We start from the raw sequence: 19,817 nt of genomic DNA on the forward strand, positions 1-19,817 counted from the left end.
CTACGCGGTTGCCCAGGCCAGCATAACGAACCTGGGCAACCAGCGGAGCAAACCCTAGACAACGAGCGTCTCCTGGTAGACGCCGAAGGTCTCGCGGAGCACATCGCACATCTCGCCGACGGTGCAGTAGGCACGCACACAATTGAGGATGGCCGGCATAGTATTGTCGGTGCCTTCAGCAGCAGCCCGTAGCTCGGCAAGGCGTTGGGCAACCAGCGCCTGATCACGCTCACGGCGCACGCGATTGAGGCGTTCAAGGTGCTTGCGCTCACCTTCGGGATCCATTTCGAGGATCGGCACCTCGATCGGCGCTTTGACAGTATGCGCATTGACCGCGATCACCTCACGCTCACCATCGTCAATTTCTTGCTGATAGCGGTAGGCCGCATCGGCAATAGCCTGCTGGAAATAGCCATTGCGAATAGCGGCAATCACGCCACCCTGAGCATAGATCGCCTTGAAATACTCATTTGTCTCGCGTTCCATCCGGTCGGTCAGCGCCTCAACAAAATAGCTTCCCCCGAGCGGATCAACCGTATTGGTCACGCCACTCTCGGCGGCAATGACCTGCTGGGTACGCAAGGCAATCGTCACGGCCTTCTCGCTGGGCAACGCCAGGGCTTCATCCATCGAATTCGTATGCAGGCTCTGGGTACCACCGAGGACAGCAGCGAGGGCCTGGATCGCCGTGCGAACGATATTGACCTCAGGCTGCTGCGCCGTCAACGAGCAACCGGCGGTCTGCGTATGGAAACGGAGCCACCAGGAGCGTTCTTTTTTGGCCCCATAGGTCTCACGCATCAACCGCGCCCAGATCCGGCGGGCGGCGCGATACTTAGCGATCTCTTCAAAAAAGTCATTATGGGCATTGAAGAAGAAAGAAATCCGGGGCGCAAAATCATCAATATCGAGCCCACGCTCAAGGCAGGCCTCGACATAAGCCCGTCCATCAGCCAGCGTAAAAGCAAGTTCTTGCACCGACGTACTGCCGGCCTCACGGATGTGATACCCACTCACACTGACCGGATTCCACTGCGGGACATACGTGCTCCCAAACTCAATGGTATCCACCACCAGCCGCATACTAGGTTCAGGCGGAAAGATATACTCATTCTGAGCGATATACTCTTTGAGGATATCATTCTGGGTCGTCCCACGGAGCCTCGACCATGGAATGCCGCGCTGCTCGGCCACGACAAGATACATTGCCCAGATCATTGCGGCGGGCGAATTGATCGTCATCGAGGTCGAGACCTGATCGAGGGGCAAACCATCGAGCAGCAGTTCCATATCGGCGAGTGACGAGATCGCCACCCCACACTTGCCAAACTCACCCTCTACCAGCGGATGATCGGTATCGCGTCCATAGAGGGTCGGCATATCAAACGCGATCGACAACCCGGTCTGGCCCTGGCTGAGCAAATACTTGAAACGCGCATTCGTCTCTTCGGCCGTACCAAAGCCGGCGAACATGCGCATCGTCCAGACCTTGCCACGATATCCGGTGGGATGCACCCCGCGTGTATAGGGATACTCACCAGGATGGGCAAGCTCACGCAGATAGTCATTATCCTGCAGATCGAGTGGCGTATAGAGGCGCTCGATGGGCGCACTACTCGTCGTCATAAACCGCACATCTCGCTCGGGCGTACGCTCGAGCGTCGGCCAGAGTGTCTCTTGTTCCCAGCGCGCCTGTGCTGCTTGCACTGCTTCTTTTTCCTCTACCATGCGTTGATCCTCCAGACTAGAGCCAGGCCAAGATGCTTTTTCTTATTGTAACACGTCCAATCGGCCTGCGGCTGAGTCGCGCATCTTTTTTGCGATCCAGGCGGTACAAAGAGTATGAAACAGTGGCTCAAGCAGATCTATCAACATCTTTTCGCCCTCTTTTTCCCCGATCATTGTGCGGTGTGCCGACAGAGGGGCACCTTACTGTGTGGCAACTGTCGCGCAACCTTGCAGGCGTACCCAACGATGGCGGTACCAACCGATCTCGTGAGCATCCAGGTCGGCTGGATCTACGACGAACCCGCACGTCGGGCAATTCACTGCCTGAAATACCGCGGACGACGGCGGATGGGTGGCGTACTGGCCGAGGCCTTAGCGACCACGCTCACCCCACCTGCGGCTGACGCCCTGATCCCGGTTCCTCTGCACCCTGATCGCCTGAACGAGCGTGGCTTCAACCAGGCCGAAGAACTCGCCAACAGTCTCGGCTTATGCTGGGGCATACGAGTCTGCAACCGGGGGCTCGAACGCGAACGTGACACAGGGCATCAGGCCCGTCTGAATCGCGAAGCACGTCAGGGCAATGTCGCCGGAGCCTTCTTCTGGCATGGCCCGGGTCGACCACCGGCCCGCGTCATCCTGATTGATGATGTTGTTACCACCGGGGCCACCCTCTCGGCATGCGCCGAAGCATTGCTAGCCGCCGGAGCAAAGGAGGTTCATGCGATTGCGCTGGCACGTTCGCTCGTACGTGGCTCGAGTGGATCGGCAGTCCGACGGCATTTTGCCCAGCGACGGCGTAGGCAAGCATAAATCATGTGAGCAGTAACGTCATGGTTGCACGATACCGTATAATTGAGCTAACGGCACACGGAAGCCGGGACGTAGCCCCACGTCCACTATGACGTGACTCACCACAATGGTGTGGCACGAGACTGGAACCATGCCATGCTCACACAATCTTCCTCATCCACTCCAACAATCGATCCAGTGACCCAAGTCTCGGTCGTTATCTGCACACGAAACCGGGCCGCGGATCTCCTCCGTGCAACCGAGTCGGTTCTAGCCAGCACCCACACCAACTTCGAATTATTGGTCATTGATCAGAGTGACAGTGATGCCTCGGAACACATTATGCAGCCCCTGAGTCACGACTCGCGCCTGCGCTATGTCCGCACCGCAGGGGTAGGGGTTGGCCTGGCGCGGAACATTGGGGTCAATGCAGCGCGTGGCGAATACCTCGTGATGACCGATGACGACTGCGTCGTCTCGCCCACCTGGGTTCACGAGATGGTGCAAGCGCTTGAGGCGCATCCCAAAGCCGCCATGGTCTTTTGCGATGTTGTCGCTGCCCCCCACGATAGCACGCTTGGCTGGATTACAGTCAGCATTGCCGATCATAATCGCACGATCAGCAGCATTCGTGATTGGTGCGCGGCAGGAGGCGGCAATACGGGCATCGGAGCGGGCGTCGCAATGCGGCGTTCGATGATGCTGGCGATCGGCGGCATTGATAAACACCTCGGATCAGGCTCGATGTTTCGAAGTGCATGGGAGACCGATGCAGCGCTGCGCTCGATCCTGCGTGGCTTCACCATCTATCGCACAAAGGATATCGCAGTTGAGCATTACGGCTTTCGGAATCATGCCGATGGGCGCACCCTGATGAAGCGTTATATCTTTGGCATGGCCGCGATCTATGCCAAGCTGTTGAAATGTGGGCACCCCGCGATGCTGCTCGTCTGCGGATGCGAACTGTGGCGCGTCATCATTGGGCCAACCCTGAGTTCACTCAGACGCTTCCAACGGCCCCCGGTCTTGAATCGCACCATCGCGTTTGCACAAGGCTTTCTTAAAGGGTTGAAGACCCCGGTTGATCGCAGAACTTGCACCTTTCGTCCTCAATAGATTTCGTGAAATCAGAAAATTCGTTCTTGACGCAACCCCCTCCCTCTGCTATACTTTAGCACAGAAGAGCGCAAAAGCCAAACACGACCGTTATGGTGCCGTGTCAATTCCTGGAGGAGGGGTCTACGATGGCTGTCCAGAGTCGTGAATTACGCGCTGAGCGGCGTTGGCCGCTCAGCATGCCCAACGGGTATGCGGGCAATCTTGCCTATCTGATTACAGGCATTCTCGTTCTGCTTGCCAGTTATGTCTTGCTGAGCAGCATCGTCAGCCGGGTACGCATTGCCATAGACGACATCCAGTATGGGCGTCCACGCACCTATCATCTGACCGCACATGTTGGACGGCCCGAGGAGACTGGGGCACCCACCCACTTGATTGCCCTAAATCTTGATCGGCAGGTCATGATTATTGAAATTCCTGGTGGGGACGTTAATCAGGTACGCACCATGCCCGGGCCATACCTATTCGGAGCAGGCGAAGACCTAACACCAGTCACCATGCGCCTGGCAGACATCAACGGTGACGGTGCCAATGATTTGATTGTACGGATCAAGAATGAAGAGATGGTCTATGTCAACCGTGAACAGAGCTTCACGCTGCTCACCGCTGAAGAGCGTCAACACCTGCTCCAACAACAGGGCGAACGTTAGCCCACAGACATGACTCATCCAGGGATAAGCAAAGTCGGCAACCTGCGAGCCAGGCGCAGGTTGCCTTTGATCCGCAATGTACGGCGCAACCAATGCTGCCACGGCGAAGCTTGGCCCAACACGAGGCGGCAAAAGAGATCAGCACTCGCGATCTCCAGCGTCACATCAGTCGTACGTACGATCCCAATTTTACCCATACCACCTTCGGGACTGATACGGACGAACCAGCTTCCACCACCCTGACCAGCAATATTGAGCCCAATCGTAGCATACAGCTCGCCCCCCTGCTTGATGCGGTAGCTCAGTCCCATCAGATGGATCAGCCGCGTCAACTGGCGGCGCATCATGCCAGGTGAAAAATAGAGCCAGATTGGACGTGAGCGGGCCAACGCCAGATGCAACCCATAGAGTACGCCCGCATTTGCCAGCACAGCCCCAGCAAGTTCAGCTACCGTCGGAACTGACGTCATCCACGGCACAGCTTGCGTGCGCCCTAACTCTTCAGGGCCAAGTTGACCAACAATACGTGCAATCTCGCTGAAGGCTGTCTCAAGTGAACCGATCAGTTCCGCTTCGGTAGCCTCAGCCCGCACCTCGATCTGTTGGCGGGCAAAGGTTGGCAATTCATCAAGGTGGTTGAGACCTGGAATAATCAACGGGGCACCACCAAGGGTCGCGAGGATCGCCAAATGATACGTATGCGTCATCGCTTCGACATATGCCAAGGCTTCACGACGTGTCCAACCCTCTGCGTTTCGTCCCAAACGCCGTAGCCAATCCTCGTCACGGGTACGCTCGAAAGTTCCATGATAAATATCACGTAACTCGAGCAGATCAGCGGCGAGCGTCACCGAGGTAAAGGCACCGCTCCGATCTTCTAGGCGGGCCAAGGCAGCCGCTGCTTCAATTTGCTCGGGGGTAAGTTCTGGCTCTGGTACCTCTGGTGTTGCGGCTGATGCAAGGACATTTTGTTCTGGCTTGGGCATAGGTTCTATCGTGTTTCGTCTGTCTCTACAGATTGTATACTATAACCTGGGTAGTATAACACTGTAGGAAGACTCTATGTCAGAAGAACTCTGCTTGATGACGGCAGCCGAACTCGCGACACATATACGCGCACGACGTCTGAGTTGCACTGAGGTCATGCAAGCGCACATCGAGCGCATTGATCGGCTGAATGCTCAGGTCAATGCGCTCGTGACATGTATCCCTGAACGTGCATTGACCATTGCCCGCTCGTACGATGAAGCCCTCGCTCACGGGACAGCACCCTCGTTAAAAGAGGCACCATTGTACGGACTCCCTGTGGCGCACAAGGATCTGACAGAAACGCGAGGGCTACGCACAACCTACGGGTCCCCCATCTTTGCCGATTATGTCCCGGCTTTTGATGCCTTGATTGTTGATCGCCTGAAGCGGGCCGGTGCGATTACGGTTGGCAAAACGAATACCCCCGAGTTTGGGGCTGGTTCCCAGACGTTCAATGCCGTCTTTGGCGTCACGCGCAACCCCTATGATCTGGATAAAACATGTGGCGGGAGCAGTGGAGGGTCTGCCGTCGCCTTAGCTTGCAGAATGTTACCCCTGGCCGATGGCTCAGATATGGGTGGGAGTCTGCGCAATCCGGCGAGTTTTTGCAATATTGTCGGGTTTCGTACAACCCCAGGACGAGTCCCCGTGTGGCCTGACCTCGCTCCGTATATGCCACTGTCGGTGGTTGGACCGATGGCACGCACCGTCAGCGATGTCGCCCTGATGCTCTCGGCGATCGCAGGGCCAGATCCACGGGCACCGCTGTCGCTCGATGAACCCGGTGCATCCTTCCGCGAACCGCTGGCAAGCGATCTTCACGGTCTGCGCATTGCATGGGCACCGGATCTCGGTGGGTTACCGGTGGATCACGAGGTCGCCACGGTCTTTGCAGCCCAACGACCGATCTTCGAAAGCCTCGGATGTTTGGTTGAAGATGCGCATCCTGACCTGAGCGATGCCGATGAGATCTTTCTCACTCTCCGTGCCATGCACTTTGAGTTGAGCCTGGGAAACTTGCTTGAAGAGCATCGTGCCCAGATGAAGGACACGGTGATCTGGAATATCGAGGCTGGTCAGCAGTTGCGGGGGCCAGCGATCGGTCAAGCCCTGCGCAAGCATAGTCAATTGCTCGCCCATATGCGGGCTTTCTTCAACCGCTATGATGCGATGGTCTTGCCAGTGAGCCAGGTGCCGCCATTTCCGATCGAACAACCCTATGTGACTGAGATCAATGGGGTGCCAATGCAAAACTATATCGAGTGGATGCGCTCGTGCTACTGGATCAGCGTGACCGGGCAACCCGCCCTGGCAGTCCCCGGTGGCTTTACTTCCACTGGCTTGCCTGTAGGCCTGCAAATTGTTGGGCGGCCCCGCGATGAACGCCTCCTGCTCCGGCTCGGGTATGCATTTGAACAGGCAACTGGCTACTATCGTCACCAACCAGCCATGGTCTAAGCCCGTTACGGATATGGTGGCCTTTGGCTTGCGCCGCTCCTCATCACCGTGTAGGATGCCCAGCAACGTACATCCAGCATTGTCAACAGGAATTGGCCTAACTAGGCGGGAAACTTCGTTGGCAGACCAATAACCAGGATAGCACACACATGATGCGCGAGGAAGAAGCAATACGTCAGTCAGTTGGTATGCCGGTTACAGTTGCAAGACTCTGTGACGATCTGCGTAGACTCGGCCTGCAAGCCGGTATGACCGTGCTGGTGCATGCAAGTTTGAGTCGCTTGGGGTGGGTCTGTGGGGGACCGGTTGCGGTCATCCTGGCCCTCGAAGAGGTTCTGGGCAACACGGGCACCCTGGTGATGCCAACCCATAGCGCCGATCTTTCCGATCCTGCGGCCTGGGTGGCTCCACCCGTCCCCGAACCCTGGTGGCCGGTGATCCGTGACCATATGCCCGCCTATGATCCGGCGCTCACTCCGTCACGTCGGATGGGGACGATCGCCGAAACCTTTCGTCGCCAACCAGGCGTCGTACGGAGTCAGCATCCTCAGGTCTCTTTCGCTGCATGGGGTCGCCACGCCGAGTGGATTGTGGCCGATCATACGTATCAGGTCAATCTCGGCGAAGGCTCGCCCTTAGCGCGCCTGTACGAGTGCGCTGGATTTGTGTTGCTGCTCGGTGTCGGCCACGCCAACAATACGTCGCTCCATCTGGCCGAGTACCGCGCTAATTTTCCGCAGAAACAAAAGATCATAACCGGTGCGCCCATTCTGGTGGATGGGCAACGACAATGGGTGACCTGGACTGATCTTGATTGGAATGACCACGATTTTGCCCAGATCGGGGCTGATTTTGCCCAAGCGACTGGCCTCGAACGGCGCGGTGCCGTGGGAGTAGGGACGGGTATCCTGGTACCACAGCGGCCTCTCGTTGATTATGCGGTAGCCTGGATGGAACGGTTGCGGATTGACGAGAGAGACGGTTTTAACGCAGAGGCGCAATAGAATATAGAAGTAAGGAGGAGTCAATGACGTTCAAGACGACTGATCTTTCCGACACCAATCCCGAGGTGCAGGTCGGTGAACCAATGTGGCGTCATTTTGGTGGCGTAACCGTCTTTAGCGGGCCAATCGAAACGCTGCAGGTCTTTGAAGATAATGCGCTGGTGCGGACGATCCTCGAAGAACCCGGCGAAGGGCATGTGCTCGTTGTTGATGGCGGCGGGTCGCTACGTTGTGCGTTGCTCGGTGACCAGTTAGCGGCCCTGGGTATAAAAAATGGATGGGTCGGTGTGGTGATTCACGGTTGTGTCCGTGATACCAAAGACCTTGCACATATGCCCCTGGGCATCCTGGCTCTCGCTCCACATCCACGACGCAGTATCAAACGAGGTCAGGGTACCCGCAGCGGAACGCTGCACCTCGCCGGTCTTACCCTCAAGCCAGGGGCGTATCTCTATGCTGATGCCGATGGGGTCATTGTCAGCGATTATAAGTTATGACACGTTAGCTGCGTGCCTGAACAAGCCGTACCGCACTCACGATGGCATCAATCGTGAGATGTCCATAGATGGGAAAGGCGACAACAAGGATTTCACGATTATCCTCGATCCGGCTGGCAAGAACCTCGCCTTCCCCATAAGGATTGCAGAGCACCTGGTCACCAGGGAGAAACCGCGGTTCAATTGGCTCGAAGCTCGACGAAGATGGCAGAGATGGTGTTGTCTGCTTCTGCTTCTGAGCTTCCTGTTGCTGACGCATACGCCGTAGCCGTTCCACCATCGCGGCCGCGTCAGGCATAACAGGTGGTGGTTCAGACAATGGTTTGGGCGGTGGTGGCACAGGCGGTTCTTGTGGTGGCGCAGGTCGCGTAGGCGGACTCGCTGGAGGAGCCGCTTTAGAAGGTGCATCAGCCTGGGCACGGCGACTGCGTGGCATACGCGGGGCCGTGCCTTCTCCTTCTGGCGTAGCCGCATTCGCATCTGACTTCGGCTGTTTACGTGCTGGCGAGGAGGATGAAGGCGGCGAGGTCCGGGCTTTGCCTGATGAACGTGTCCGGGACGGCGGCGGCGACTCACGTGCCCGATCCGGTTCGTCAGCAGGTGTTTGCGGCGAGATGAGAACCGACGCTTCGCTACCCGGCTCACTTACGCCCCCCGACGGCCCGGTCAACTCCTCATGCACCGGCGCGGGCGACTCGCCGGACGCCCCGCCACCCGACGGCCCGGTCAACTCCTCATGCACCGGCGCGAGCGACTCGCCGGACGCCCCGCCACCCGGGGGGGGCACGGATGAGGCGGCAGTGCGCCGCACATCGGTCGGGGGGATCGCGGCTGGACGATGCGGCGAACGGGCAGGGGGCGAAGACTGAGCAGGGAACGGGGGCACCGACTGAGGACGCACGCCAGAACGTGGCTGGGGCAGCGCAACTGCCTGACCACCGGCAAGCAAGGCAAGCAACCAATCCTTATCGGCACGAGCCACCGGCTCGAAGAGCGGATCAAGGCCACGCTGATTCACAATATCATAGGCAAGCGGCAAGAGCGTTTCAAGCGCCTGATAGAGCCAGTAAGCGACCCCATTGCCACCTGCTTCGGTATCAACAAAATAGAGCCTGCGGGCTTCTTCATCATATGCAGGCACAAGATCGTAGATCGAAGCAAGGGTAGCAAGCGGCAGCGCCAGCACGAGCGACCAACCCATCACCTGACCCTCGGCCTTGATCCCATTTACCAGATCAATCCAGAGCGCCGGGGCGGTCCACTTCCCCATAATTGGCTCGGCCAACGGCACCTGTGTGATCACATTGCTGGCATTGGCTTCGCGTAGGGCATAGATCTCCTCATCAACAGTCACCCGCCCCCAGGCGATATCGAGGCCCCGGATCACACGCTGTTCACGGCGCTCGCGCACATGCACACTACACCGGCGCAGCGGCATCGTACGGCGCGACTCGTAGGCCGTACTCAGCGTCAGCACAAGGTTCACTTCATCGCGCTCGAGCACACGATAGCCACGGCCAAAGGGGGGCAAGACCGCATTGACCGCACCCCAGCGGTCAAACAGCGCCATCGTGACCGAACCGAGATCCGTACCCTGGGAGCTCACAAGATGGGCGACTTCACCCTCAACGCTCTGCACAGTGAAGGCAGCATAGGGATCTTGCGGCCCAGCAGCAGGTTGCCACATCTGGGCAGAGCCTGGCAATATACGGAGCCGACCCTGCTGTTGCAAACGCTGCACCATAGGCATTGACTGCCACTCTTCCGCCACTTCAGCGGCATGCAACGGCTGCTCGCTGGCGGCACACAACAGATGCTGGGCTTCGATATAGCTATTGCCAGGGGCAACAATCCATACAGGAGGCTGACCATCGAGCAAGGGAAACTGATTCTGCATTGCCATCCGTACGAGCATATGTTCCGCAGGATCATCACCGAGCATCAAGACAATCAGCCGCGTGCGATCCAGCGCTGCACGGAGTGAGGCAGCAACACCACTCAGACTAGGAAAGATCTGCACCTCGGCAGGCACAGCATGCAAGCCGATACTCACCGCTGGTTCATCCTGACCAACAACAGACTGCACAAGCGCCAATTCAAACGCAGGGCAGGTCACATGAAGCGAAGTTCCAGTACGAGCGAGCCCAAGGGTGAGCGCCACGAGATCGCGCATCCGTTCGGCACCCGTGCGCCAGACCGCGAGCGTCACCTCTGGTGAGAGGGTATCGTGGGCGGAAATAACACGCCAGGCGACCCGACTCATCGTAGCGAGCGCCTCTTCTGCCCCGGTAACAGGCGCCATCGTGGCCATATACTGGAGGTTAGAACCTGCAGGGCTCAAACGGCGCACACGGAGCAACAGAGCCTCAAGGTGGGCAGCAGCAACACCGGTATAGGCATGAGCGCTGAGTAAAACCACCGTGCGTAACCGCGACCAGAAGGCCATCCAGGCGCGATCATGGTGACGCAAGAGGCGCTGATGCAGCATTGCAGGCGTCGCCACGATCACCTGAGCCGCCATCGCGTTGCGCACACCGGCTCCGGCGGCGATACCCACACGCAACGGCTCGGGTAACGCTGCGGTCAACCGGACGAGATCGGCAGCATAATGGGTTGCGCTTAGATCATCGGGAACCAGCACCAGCGCAGTCGAAGGGGAAGTGTCACGCACATACTCGGTCAGCAGCAGCGAGAGCGTTTGCTCGGCAGAAGCGCCGCCCATAAGAGCCAACGGTTCACCACGACGCAAGGACGCGAGCGCCAGCGCCTGATGCTGATGAAACGGTTCACCAACAACACGGATCCAGGCCTGTTCCAGATGCTGGTGAATCGGCAAGTGGGAAATGCGCACCCCTGCACGTTTCGCAAAGGTTTGCACGGCAAGCAACGGCGACTCGTTGCGCGTGCGTTGGCGGGCAATCTGTTGCAGGGCGGTAACAAGATCGCCCCCACCATGTCGACCACCTGATTGCGAATTGCTATCCATGCATCTACACTATGCCTATAGATCCCCTTTTTCTATTGTAGCACAGAGCAGCAACGCAGGGGCGCAGCACCCGCGCCCCTACGGACGATCCGAGCCAAACCAGCGTTGCTCAAGGGTCATCAAAATACCTTCCCGGCGGAGGTCGGCGAGGATGCGGTTGATATCGGCTTCAAGCTGAAACGCCGAGCGCGGCATCGCCAGCACCAGAGGCTCAAAGCTCAATGCTTCGGCAATGCGAAGCTCTGGATGCGCATGGATGGCCGCAAGCGCCGTCATATGATCAACCATCACGGCCTCAAGATAGCCTGCCTGCAACGCTGCGACTGCATCGGCTGGCTCGTCATACGCTGAAACAAGGTGCATCGTGAGCCCATCGCGCACCAGGCCTCGGGCCAAGGCATCAGCATCGCTTCCCAGCGCAACCCCCACGGTGCGCCCGGCAAGATCGCGTCGCTTGCGCACTGGCCCCGCCTCAGGGACAAGGAGCATCTGCCCGGCGTCAAAATAGAAGGAAGAAAAGCGTGCGCGAAAACCCTGTTCAGGGGCATAGACAAGCGCCGAAGCAACCAGATCAGCGCGACCACTTGTCAGCGTATCATAGAGGCCATCAAAGCCGGTTGGCACAAACTCGGTGGCAAGCCCCATCCGCGCAGCAACGATCTCGACCAGTTCAATATCGTAGCCGACCAGACGCTCGCCCTGCTGATCAGCAAAGGGTAACACCCCGACATCTACGGCAATGCGAAGCGTGCCACGTTCCCGGGCTGCCGCCATCACAGGGTCAAGCGCAACCGACGCCGTTCCCTGTGCGCCCCCAGCAACAAGCCAGACGAGCCCGCCATACCCACACAACACCGCCAGGGCCAAGAGATCAACCATCCAATGACGAACAACGCCCGCTCGTATCATCGCATCCTCATCGCTGCTGGCCTCTGGTGCGAAGCCTCAGGCAGGGGGCTTTTACCAGAGGCGGGGCTGCAAATCATTGTCATCAGGCGACGAAAGCGTCTTCTCGGGGAACGGCAAACCGAGGTGCTCAAAGGCACGGCGCGTCGCAATGCGGCCACGGGGAGTGCGCTGGAGGAAACCAAGCTGAAGCAAAAAAGGCTCGTAGACATCCTCAATGGCATCAACCTCTTCGGCAAGGGCAGCGGCGAGCGTCGAGAGCCCGACGGGACCACCATTGAAGAGTTCAATAATCGCCCGCAGCAAGCGGCGATCATTTTCATCAAGGCCAAGATCATCGACTTCAAGCTGAGCAAGGGCCGCTCGTGCCACCTCAAGATCGATCTGCCCCTCGGCGACAACCTGGGCATAGTCGCGCAAGCGACGCAACAGACGATTGGCAATACGGGGCGTACCACGAGCCCGACGGCCCACTTCCAGCGCAGCCTCAGCCGTGATCGGAACCTCAAGAATGCGCGCCGAACGAACGACGATCTCGCACATCGCCGTATCGGTATAAAACTCAAGGCGATGGGGCGCAACAAAACGATCGCGGAGCGGCGAAGTCAGCAAGGCAAGTCGCGTCGTGGCCCCAATCACGGTGAAACGAGGCAATTTGAGGCGCAAACTACGCGCACTTGGCCCTTTACCGACGATCAGATCGAGGGCAAAATCCTCCATCGCCGGATAGAGTACCTCTTCAACAACCCGATTAAGGCGGTGTACCTCATCAATGAAGAGGATATCATTTTTCTGGAGATTGGTGAGCAACGCAGCGAGATCACCGGCCCGTTCGATGGCCGGGCCACTCGTCACCTTGATCTTGACCCCCATCTCGTGCGCAATCACATTCGAGAGCGACGTTTTACCAAGGCCAGGAGGCCCATAAAAGAGAGTGTGATCCAGGGGCTCGCCACGCGCACGCGCCGCCATAATCGCAATACGCAGTTGCGCAACAACCTTCTCCTGACCAATAAATTCGGCCAGACTGCGCGGGCGCAGACTCTTTTCAACCTGCGGATCGTCCCCATCAGACCTGGGGCTAACGAGTCGATCTTGCTGCTCCATCCGAACCTCGCTGCGATCTGCTGTTGACGACTATCATCGCCAGGAGAGTCTTAGCATACCACAATCTCTACCATCAGCGGGCGCTCATCCCAATAACACTTGAAGGCACCGTAACGCAAAAAGATAGGGCAAGCAAGACATTGCGAAGCGCCAAACGAATTGGTACTCGCAACGACTCATTTACCCCATCTTGTTGTTTCCCAACAGAGCTATGCTTTGACGCGAGCATCAAGATCAGCGAAGGCCCGGAAAATATCACTCTCGGTTACAATACCCACAATGGTTTGCTCAGCATCAGTTACGGGCAAACTTCCAAAGTGATGATTGGCCATCAACAAAGCAGCCTCGGCCAGCGGTGTCTCGGGACGGACAACAACAACGTCGCGTGACATCACTTCTGAGACTTCCATTCCGGCGTGCAGATGACGTGATGCCGCAAGCAGCAGGTCACGCTCGGCCAGGATGCCGACCAAACGACCGGTCGGGTCGACAACGGGCAAATGGCGAAGGTGATGGTACTGCATAATGCCAAGCGCTGACAATGCGCTCGACTCGGGCTCAATCGTAACGGGATGGGCACTCATACGATCGCGGACCAGCATGGTCTCGTTCCTTTCTGGCAGCGGGCACAACGCTACAGATATCACCATCCGAACAGAATCAAACGCGAAGTCTCCGCCTCTTGTTTGCATATCTACATGATTACTCCAGGTCTACTAAATATCGTAGACCGGTATTGGCCATTTCGGTGATAAGAAGCATTAAGGTAGTGTTATCATTAAGCAACTATCCAGGCAAAGAAGAGAAAAGCATAGACTATGAATGAGCAACAAGAGTATGACGCTGATGCCACGACCCGCTTTGCAGCCATATTTTATCATAGTCCAATTGGCATTGTCATCACCCGCATCCAGGATAGCGTGATTGTCGAAGTGAATGCTGCCTGGATGAAAATCATTGGGTATACCCGCGAAGAGGCACTTGGGCGAACTGCGATGGAACTCGACCTCTGGGAGGAACCAGACCAGCGCCAGCGCCTCATGGATCACCTCGATGCACAGGGGAAAATTGATGGGTTTGAGGCCGTGCTACGCCAAAAGGGGGGCGGGCAATGTCATGCCCTGATCTCTGGCGAGTACCTGGTCTTGAAGCATGAGCGCTTCCTGATTTTACAGCTTGTTGATATCACCGCACGGAAGCAGTCGGAACTCTCTTTACGTGAGAGTGAAGAACGTCATCGCCTGCTCTTCGAGACAATGGTGCAAGGAGTTGTCTACCTCCACCCCGATGGCTACATTATTGACGCGAATCCAGCCGCACAGCGCATCCTTGGCCTGACCCTCGACCAACTACGCGGAAGAACCCCACGTGATCCGCGCTGGAAGGCGATCTATGAAAATGGTACGCCCTTTCCGGGTGAGACGCATCCGGTCAGCATTGCCTTACGTACCGGCCAACCCGTCTACAATATCGTGATGGGGATCTATAATCCCCTCATCGACAAAACCAACTGGATCAGGATCAATGCCATCCCGCTCTTCAAACCAGGCAACAGCACCGCCTATCAGGTATACGCCACTTTTGAGAATATTACCGAACGCAAAGTGGCCGAGTTCGCACTACGCGCAAGCGAGGAAGAGCTGCGCAATCTGAATCAAAACCTCGAAGCACTGGTACGCAAGCGCACCGCCGAGGTGCAAGATCTCTATGATCGCGCCCCGAATGGCTACCATTCCCTTGATGCCGAGGGCAATATTTTGATGGTCAATCAGACGGAACTGGCATGGCTCGGCTATACCCACGAAGAACTGCTTGGGCAGCATATGAGCAAAATCATCGCCCCACACAGCGTACCCACCTTCCAACAGTCCTTTCCGATCTTGAAAGCTCAGGGCTGGATCAAAGATCTCGAATTCGATTTGCTCCGTAAAGATGGAACCACGTTTCCCGTGCTTGTGAGTGCCATTGCGATTCCAGATGAGGCCGGTAATTTTGTGATGAGCCGGACAACGATTTTCGATAATACTGAGCGCAAAAAGGCCGAGCAGGCTCAATTGCTCGCCAACGCCGAAATGGCGCGCGCTCTGCGTACCAAAGATGAGTTTCTCGCCACGATGAGTCACGAATTGCGCACGCCGTTGAACGCGATCCTGGCCCTGAGCGAGAGCATGCTCGAAGGGCTACGAGGGTCGCTCAATGAACGCCAGCAAGAGGCGATCCATCATATTGAAGTCAGTGGCAAGCATCTGCTCACGTTGATCAATGATATCCTCGATCTCTCAAAGGTTGAGGCCGGGCGCCTCGATTTGCAGATCAGCCCTTTCCCGGTCATCGAATTGTGCCAGGCAAGCATGCAGTTTGTCAAAGAGACGGCCCGCAAGAAGCAACTGACGTTGCACATTGAGGTACGTGAAGAGGATGGCAAAATTCAACTGGCCGCTGACCCCAAGCGCCTCAAACAGGTTCTGGTCAACCTGCTCTCGAATGCGGTGAAATTCACACCCAGCGGTGGCCAAGTCACCCTCAAAGCTGGTGTCTCCGCTGACCAGACCGGCTTTTATTTTGCCGTGCGTGATACTGGTATGGGCATCCAGCCTGAGGATATGCAACGCCTCTTCCAACCCTTTACCCAACTCGATGGCGGACTGAGGCGGCAACACGATGGCACCGGCCTCGGGCTTACCCTCGTACGCCGTCTGGCAGAATTGCATGGTGGCACCGTCACGGTAGAGAGTATGTTTGGTCAGGGCAGTTGTTTTACCGTTATGCTGCCGTATCAACGCTGCAAACCTACTTCATGACACTGAGTACACTGGCAAAATCGTCGGTCCAGAGGGGGGTCTGCGGCGAAGCAACCGCACGTCGCCAGCGCGGATCATCACGCAGGCGACCAAGGTCAGCCTCGGAGGCGGCGAGCACGGCCCAACTCGACGGCCAGTGTCCTGATGCATACTGTTCGGGCGTCACCGTCAGATCGTGGCGAATCATCGCGATCATCCCTGCGTCGTCAGCAAGCTTGGCCAGTACCGGTTCAAGATCAAAAAAGCGATTGGAAATATGAAAAGCCAGCAAGCCATCGTCGGCAAGCCGGTCACGGTAGAGCTGCAGGGCTTCACGGGTGATCAAATGGATCGGAATCGCATCAGATGAATAGGCATCAAGTACCAGCAGATCATAAATGCGATCGGTCTGCTGGAGCGAGAGCCGAGCGTCACCAGGGACAATCAGAGCATCGGGCAAACATGTGCTAAGAAAGGTGAAAAGATCGGTGTCACGGGCAATGGCAATCACTTCCGGATCGATCTCGTAAAAAGTCCAGGTCTGCCCGGGCCGCGCATAACAGGCCATCGAGGCGGTTCCCATACCTACCCCGCCCACCCGCAGATCAGACCGATCCTGCCGTTCCGCAAAAATCTGCCCAAGTGGGCCACTCGTTGTATAGTAGCTCAATGGCTCAGCCTGACGTGCTGGATCGAGACTCTGCAACCCATGTTTGGTATTGCCATGCACGAGCACATGGTAGCCCCCCCCTGGCTCTAACAACACCCGGTGAACCCCAAAGAAGGTACGTTGGGCATAGATCTGGTCGCCGTTGCCAGGATTGAAGAGCGCACCAGCCACAAGCAGAGCAAGCAACCCAAGTCCAAAGCGGAGGGGACGCCGTGAGAAACTGAAACCAATCAACGCGGGAATACCAAGCATTACCATCAACCCGGTTGAACCAACGATGCCAAACCGCTGACCAGCGATGATCAAGACGGACGTAAGCAGACCAAGACCAAGCGGCATCGCGACATCGTTGAGACGTTGCTGGCGCGGAATCATCGACGTAGTAGCCTCATCCGTCATCACGGGCAACAACAGGGCCGCCAGGATCAGCGCCAGCGGGTATTCCAGAATCGTCACAAAAATCGTCGGCGCGATGAGCGCATTGAAGATGCCACCAAGCGCCCCACCAACCGACATCAGGAGATAAAATTCAGTCAGGTACCGCGGAGCAGGGCGATCCGCAGCCAGTTCACCATGACAGACCATCGCAACCACAAAAAAGACCCCGAGATGCAGCGCCAGCAAGAGACCAAAGGGCTGCGTCGCCTGTGCCACAATCGTCACAAAAAGGGGCAACACAAGAATCGGCATCGCCCGCACCATCAGCCAGTGTGGAAGCGGTGGGCGAGCGGCAAACACCAACGTAAAGGTCAAGAGGTAGAGCGCTAACGGCCAGACCCAGAGCAATGGAATTGCCGCCAGATCAGTCGTCACATAGGTCGTCAGACTCAAAAGCAGACTCGAAGGCACACTCGCGAGCAAGACCCAACGGCCACGTTGCCGCCAGGTTGGCCCTTGCTCAACCGAGGGCGCAGCAAGATCACCCGATGGGGGCACCACAACCGGTAATCGCCAGAGCACCAGCGCACAGGCGAGGGCGAGCAAGACGAGCACGCCATACCCAATCGACCAGAGCAAACTCTGTTGATCAAGGCGTACATATGGCTCAAGCAGCACGGGGTAACTGAGCAAAGCCAGCATACTGCCGAGGTTGCTGGCAGCATAGAGCGTATAAGGACTGCCCACCCGCGGGCCAGCGGTGGCAAACCAGGCCTGCAAGAGGGGACTGCTCGTCGACACAACAAAATAGGGTAAGCCAACCGCAGCCGCCAGCAGCGCCAGCACCCAGAACGCCGGATTTGCCTCGGTGGGCGGCAACCAACCCGCAGGAACAGCAATCGGCAGCGTCACCAGAGGCAACACCATCACCACCAGATGCACCATTGCCTGACGGCGTGCCCCGAGCCAACGGATCGTCAGATGCGCATAGGCATAGCCGACGAGCAGCATGCTCTGATAAAAGACCATCGCGGTATTCCAGACGGCTGGCGTACCGCCAAGCAGAGGTAATATCATCCGGGCGAACATCGGCTGAAGCAGAAACAGCAGCAGCGCGCTAACAAAAATCGTAATAGTATAGACCACGCGCATCGAGGCTACTCCTCACTAGCCGAACGTACGCTTCCGGCTGGGGGTTTGGGATGCCTGCAGCCCCAAAGGATTTCACCCCCACGTCCACCCACGGCACGGCCTGGACAACCGCGACCATCCGCTGGATGCCCGCTTCTGCGGGCATGACATGGGTACGGCCCACCGTGTCGTTCCCGCGCACGCGGGAACCCAGTTCTGGGCCATCCTGCGCCAAACATGGCGATGGCGTAACCCCATATGCTGGCACCCGAACAGTCAGGCTGCATGGGGGCTGTGCCCCCATGCAGCCTGAGAACAACGTCAAATCACATTGCGTTCAATCCGTGCCGCGCCATCGCGAAAACGACTGATCCGCAACTCATCAATGTTGATCGTCTGAGCTCGCCCATCAAGAATTTCCTCAGCAATCAGCATCCCGGTAGCCGGCGCATGCATAATACCATGCCCGCTAAAGCCACTGGCATCAAGATAGCCTTGCAGATCGGGATGATAGCCAAGGATCGGATTATGGTCAGGCGTAATTTCATAGAGGCCCGCCCAGCACTGGCTTTCAGCCAGGCCAGCCTCTTCAAGCACAGGGAAACGAGCGAGACCGACTTCGAGCACATGATCAAGCCAGTCCCAATCAACGGTCTGATTAAAGCTACTCGGCTCTTCGAGATTCGATTTGCCCATCAAGATCCCGGCACCCTCGTGGCGCATATAGAAACCAGAGCCAACGTCAATGATCAGTGGAATAGGCCCAGGAATCTGCGGGAAGGGCGTCGTCATATAGATATTGCGCCGATAGGGACGCACCGGTACATCGAGGCCGGCGAGTGCAGCTACTTCACCGGCCCAGGGGCCGGCCGCATTGACGACCATATCGCAGGCAATCGGGCCTTGCGTCGTCTGTACACCAACGACGCGCCCCTCGACACAGTCGAAACCAGTCACCTGAGTCGCACGCTGCAAACGTACCCCCAGACGCTGGGCCGCCCGTAAGTAGCCGAGGGCGATTCCGTATGGATCGCAATAACCATCATCAGGGCCAAACGTCGCCCCGAGCAGATCGTCAGTGCGCATCCGTGGCACAAACCGGGCTGCCTCATCGGGAGTCAGAATTTCAACGCGGACACCAAGCTCACGCTGCAGGGCAACATTGCGTTGATACTCTTGCCAGGTAACCGGATCATTGACAAGGAAGAGATACCCCACCTGATGTAACTCGGCATGGCCGCCCACCTCCTCATCAAAAACGCGCAACTTCTCAATACTATGGCGCGAGAGCAAAATATTGGTCGTATTCGAAAACTGATGTCGCACCCCCGCCGCCGAACGGGCCGTACTGCCACTAATTTCTGCTTCCTCCTTCTCCAGGATCAACACATCAGTACAGCCCCGTATTGCCAGATGATAGGCAATGCTCGACCCGATCACGCCGGCGCCGATGATCACAACCTGCGCACCTCTTGCCATAGTGTCACACCCCGCCTTTCCCAGGACACATAAGCAGGACACACCCGCTGAAATATTATACACGGTGCATGTGGTATACTAAGAAAAGTTTGGTTCATCGTCT

At 57.3% G+C, this 19,817-nt stretch carries 15 protein-coding genes; 7 read left to right on the forward strand and 8 right to left on the reverse strand.

Features of this window, described 5'->3' with window-relative positions:
- Window positions 1-54 precede the first annotated feature (54 nt).
- Entirely contained in the window at window positions 55-1,728 is a 1,674-nt protein-coding gene (locus tag A9Q02_RS06120; protein ID WP_097651466.1) for a methylmalonyl-CoA mutase family protein, read from the reverse strand.
- Between the two features lie 114 nt (window positions 1,729-1,842).
- On the opposite strand from A9Q02_RS06120, the gene A9Q02_RS06125 reads away from it, so the two are divergent.
- From A9Q02_RS06125 to A9Q02_RS06135, 3 genes are all read left to right on the forward strand, one after another.
- Window positions 1,843-2,541, forward strand: a complete 699-nt coding sequence (locus A9Q02_RS06125) for a ComF family protein (protein ID WP_097651467.1) — start codon at window positions 1,843-1,845, stop codon at window positions 2,539-2,541.
- Window positions 2,542-2,676: 135 nt separating this feature from the next.
- Window positions 2,677-3,636: a glycosyltransferase family 2 protein gene (locus A9Q02_RS06130; RefSeq protein WP_097651468.1), complete on the forward strand. Its 960-nt coding sequence runs from the start codon at window positions 2,677-2,679 to the stop codon at window positions 3,634-3,636.
- A gap of 128 nt (window positions 3,637-3,764) precedes the next feature.
- Complete coding sequence (locus A9Q02_RS06135; protein WP_097651469.1) at window positions 3,765-4,289, forward strand: hypothetical protein; 525 nt, start codon at window positions 3,765-3,767, stop codon at window positions 4,287-4,289.
- Between the two features lie 14 nt (window positions 4,290-4,303).
- Here A9Q02_RS06135 and A9Q02_RS06140 read toward each other — a convergent pair whose 3' ends face one another.
- Window positions 4,304-5,275 carry an SCP2 sterol-binding domain-containing protein gene (locus tag A9Q02_RS06140; RefSeq protein WP_097651470.1) on the reverse strand — a complete coding sequence of 324 codons (972 nt, stop codon included), beginning with the start codon at window positions 5,273-5,275 and terminating at the stop codon, window positions 4,304-4,306.
- A 76-nt stretch (window positions 5,276-5,351) separates the two neighbouring features.
- On the opposite strand from A9Q02_RS06140, the gene A9Q02_RS06145 reads away from it, so the two are divergent.
- The 3 genes from A9Q02_RS06145 to rraA all read left to right on the forward strand — a co-directional run bounded on the left by A9Q02_RS06145 (window position 5,352) and on the right by rraA (window position 8,277).
- Window positions 5,352-6,776, forward strand: coding sequence for an amidase (locus A9Q02_RS06145; protein WP_097651471.1), 1,425 nt, complete (start codon window positions 5,352-5,354; stop codon window positions 6,774-6,776).
- A 149-nt stretch (window positions 6,777-6,925) separates the two neighbouring features.
- On the forward strand, window positions 6,926-7,780 hold the full coding sequence (locus tag A9Q02_RS06150; RefSeq protein ID WP_216361456.1) for an AAC(3) family N-acetyltransferase: 855 nt from the start codon (window positions 6,926-6,928) through the stop codon (window positions 7,778-7,780).
- A gap of 23 nt (window positions 7,781-7,803) precedes the next feature.
- Window positions 7,804-8,277, forward strand: a complete 474-nt coding sequence (gene rraA / locus A9Q02_RS06155; protein ID WP_097651472.1) for a ribonuclease E activity regulator RraA — start codon at window positions 7,804-7,806, stop codon at window positions 8,275-8,277.
- 4 nt (window positions 8,278-8,281) lie between these two features.
- Here rraA and A9Q02_RS06160 read toward each other — a convergent pair whose 3' ends face one another.
- From A9Q02_RS06160 to A9Q02_RS06175, 4 genes are all read right to left on the reverse strand, one after another.
- Window positions 8,282-11,263 carry a hypothetical protein gene (locus A9Q02_RS06160; protein WP_097651473.1) on the reverse strand — a complete coding sequence of 994 codons (2,982 nt, stop codon included), beginning with the start codon at window positions 11,261-11,263 and terminating at the stop codon, window positions 8,282-8,284.
- 78 nt (window positions 11,264-11,341) lie between these two features.
- Window positions 11,342-12,172 carry an ABC transporter substrate-binding protein gene (locus A9Q02_RS06165; RefSeq protein WP_097651474.1) on the reverse strand — a complete coding sequence of 277 codons (831 nt, stop codon included), beginning with the start codon at window positions 12,170-12,172 and terminating at the stop codon, window positions 11,342-11,344.
- 51 nt (window positions 12,173-12,223) lie between these two features.
- Window positions 12,224-13,276 (reverse strand): Holliday junction branch migration DNA helicase RuvB, encoded by a 1,053-nt coding sequence (gene ruvB / locus A9Q02_RS06170; protein WP_097651475.1) that lies wholly within the window; start codon window positions 13,274-13,276, stop codon window positions 12,224-12,226.
- Between the two features lie 209 nt (window positions 13,277-13,485).
- Entirely contained in the window at window positions 13,486-13,878 is a 393-nt protein-coding gene (locus A9Q02_RS06175) for a CBS domain-containing protein (protein WP_172450714.1), read from the reverse strand.
- Window positions 13,879-14,094: 216 nt separating this feature from the next.
- Between A9Q02_RS06175 and A9Q02_RS06180 the strand changes: the two genes are divergently transcribed.
- Window positions 14,095-16,077 carry a sensor histidine kinase gene (locus A9Q02_RS06180; protein WP_097651477.1) on the forward strand — a complete coding sequence of 661 codons (1,983 nt, stop codon included), beginning with the start codon at window positions 14,095-14,097 and terminating at the stop codon, window positions 16,075-16,077.
- On the opposite strand, the gene A9Q02_RS06185 is transcribed toward A9Q02_RS06180, so the two are convergent.
- Both A9Q02_RS06185 and A9Q02_RS06190 read right to left on the reverse strand, forming a co-directional pair.
- Window positions 16,067-18,256 (reverse strand): spermidine synthase, encoded by a 2,190-nt coding sequence (locus tag A9Q02_RS06185; protein WP_097651478.1) that lies wholly within the window; start codon window positions 18,254-18,256, stop codon window positions 16,067-16,069. The genes A9Q02_RS06180 and A9Q02_RS06185 overlap by 11 nt on opposite strands.
- Before the next feature lie 300 nt (window positions 18,257-18,556).
- A complete protein-coding gene (locus tag A9Q02_RS06190; RefSeq protein ID WP_097651479.1) occupies window positions 18,557-19,714 on the reverse strand; it encodes an NAD(P)/FAD-dependent oxidoreductase in 1,158 nt (385 codons plus the stop codon).
- Window positions 19,715-19,817: the final 103 nt, after the last annotated feature.

Origin of the sequence: Candidatus Chloroploca asiatica, from assembly GCF_002532075.1 — a bacterium.
Classification (GTDB): domain Bacteria; phylum Chloroflexota; class Chloroflexia; order Chloroflexales; family Chloroflexaceae; genus Chloroploca; species Chloroploca asiatica.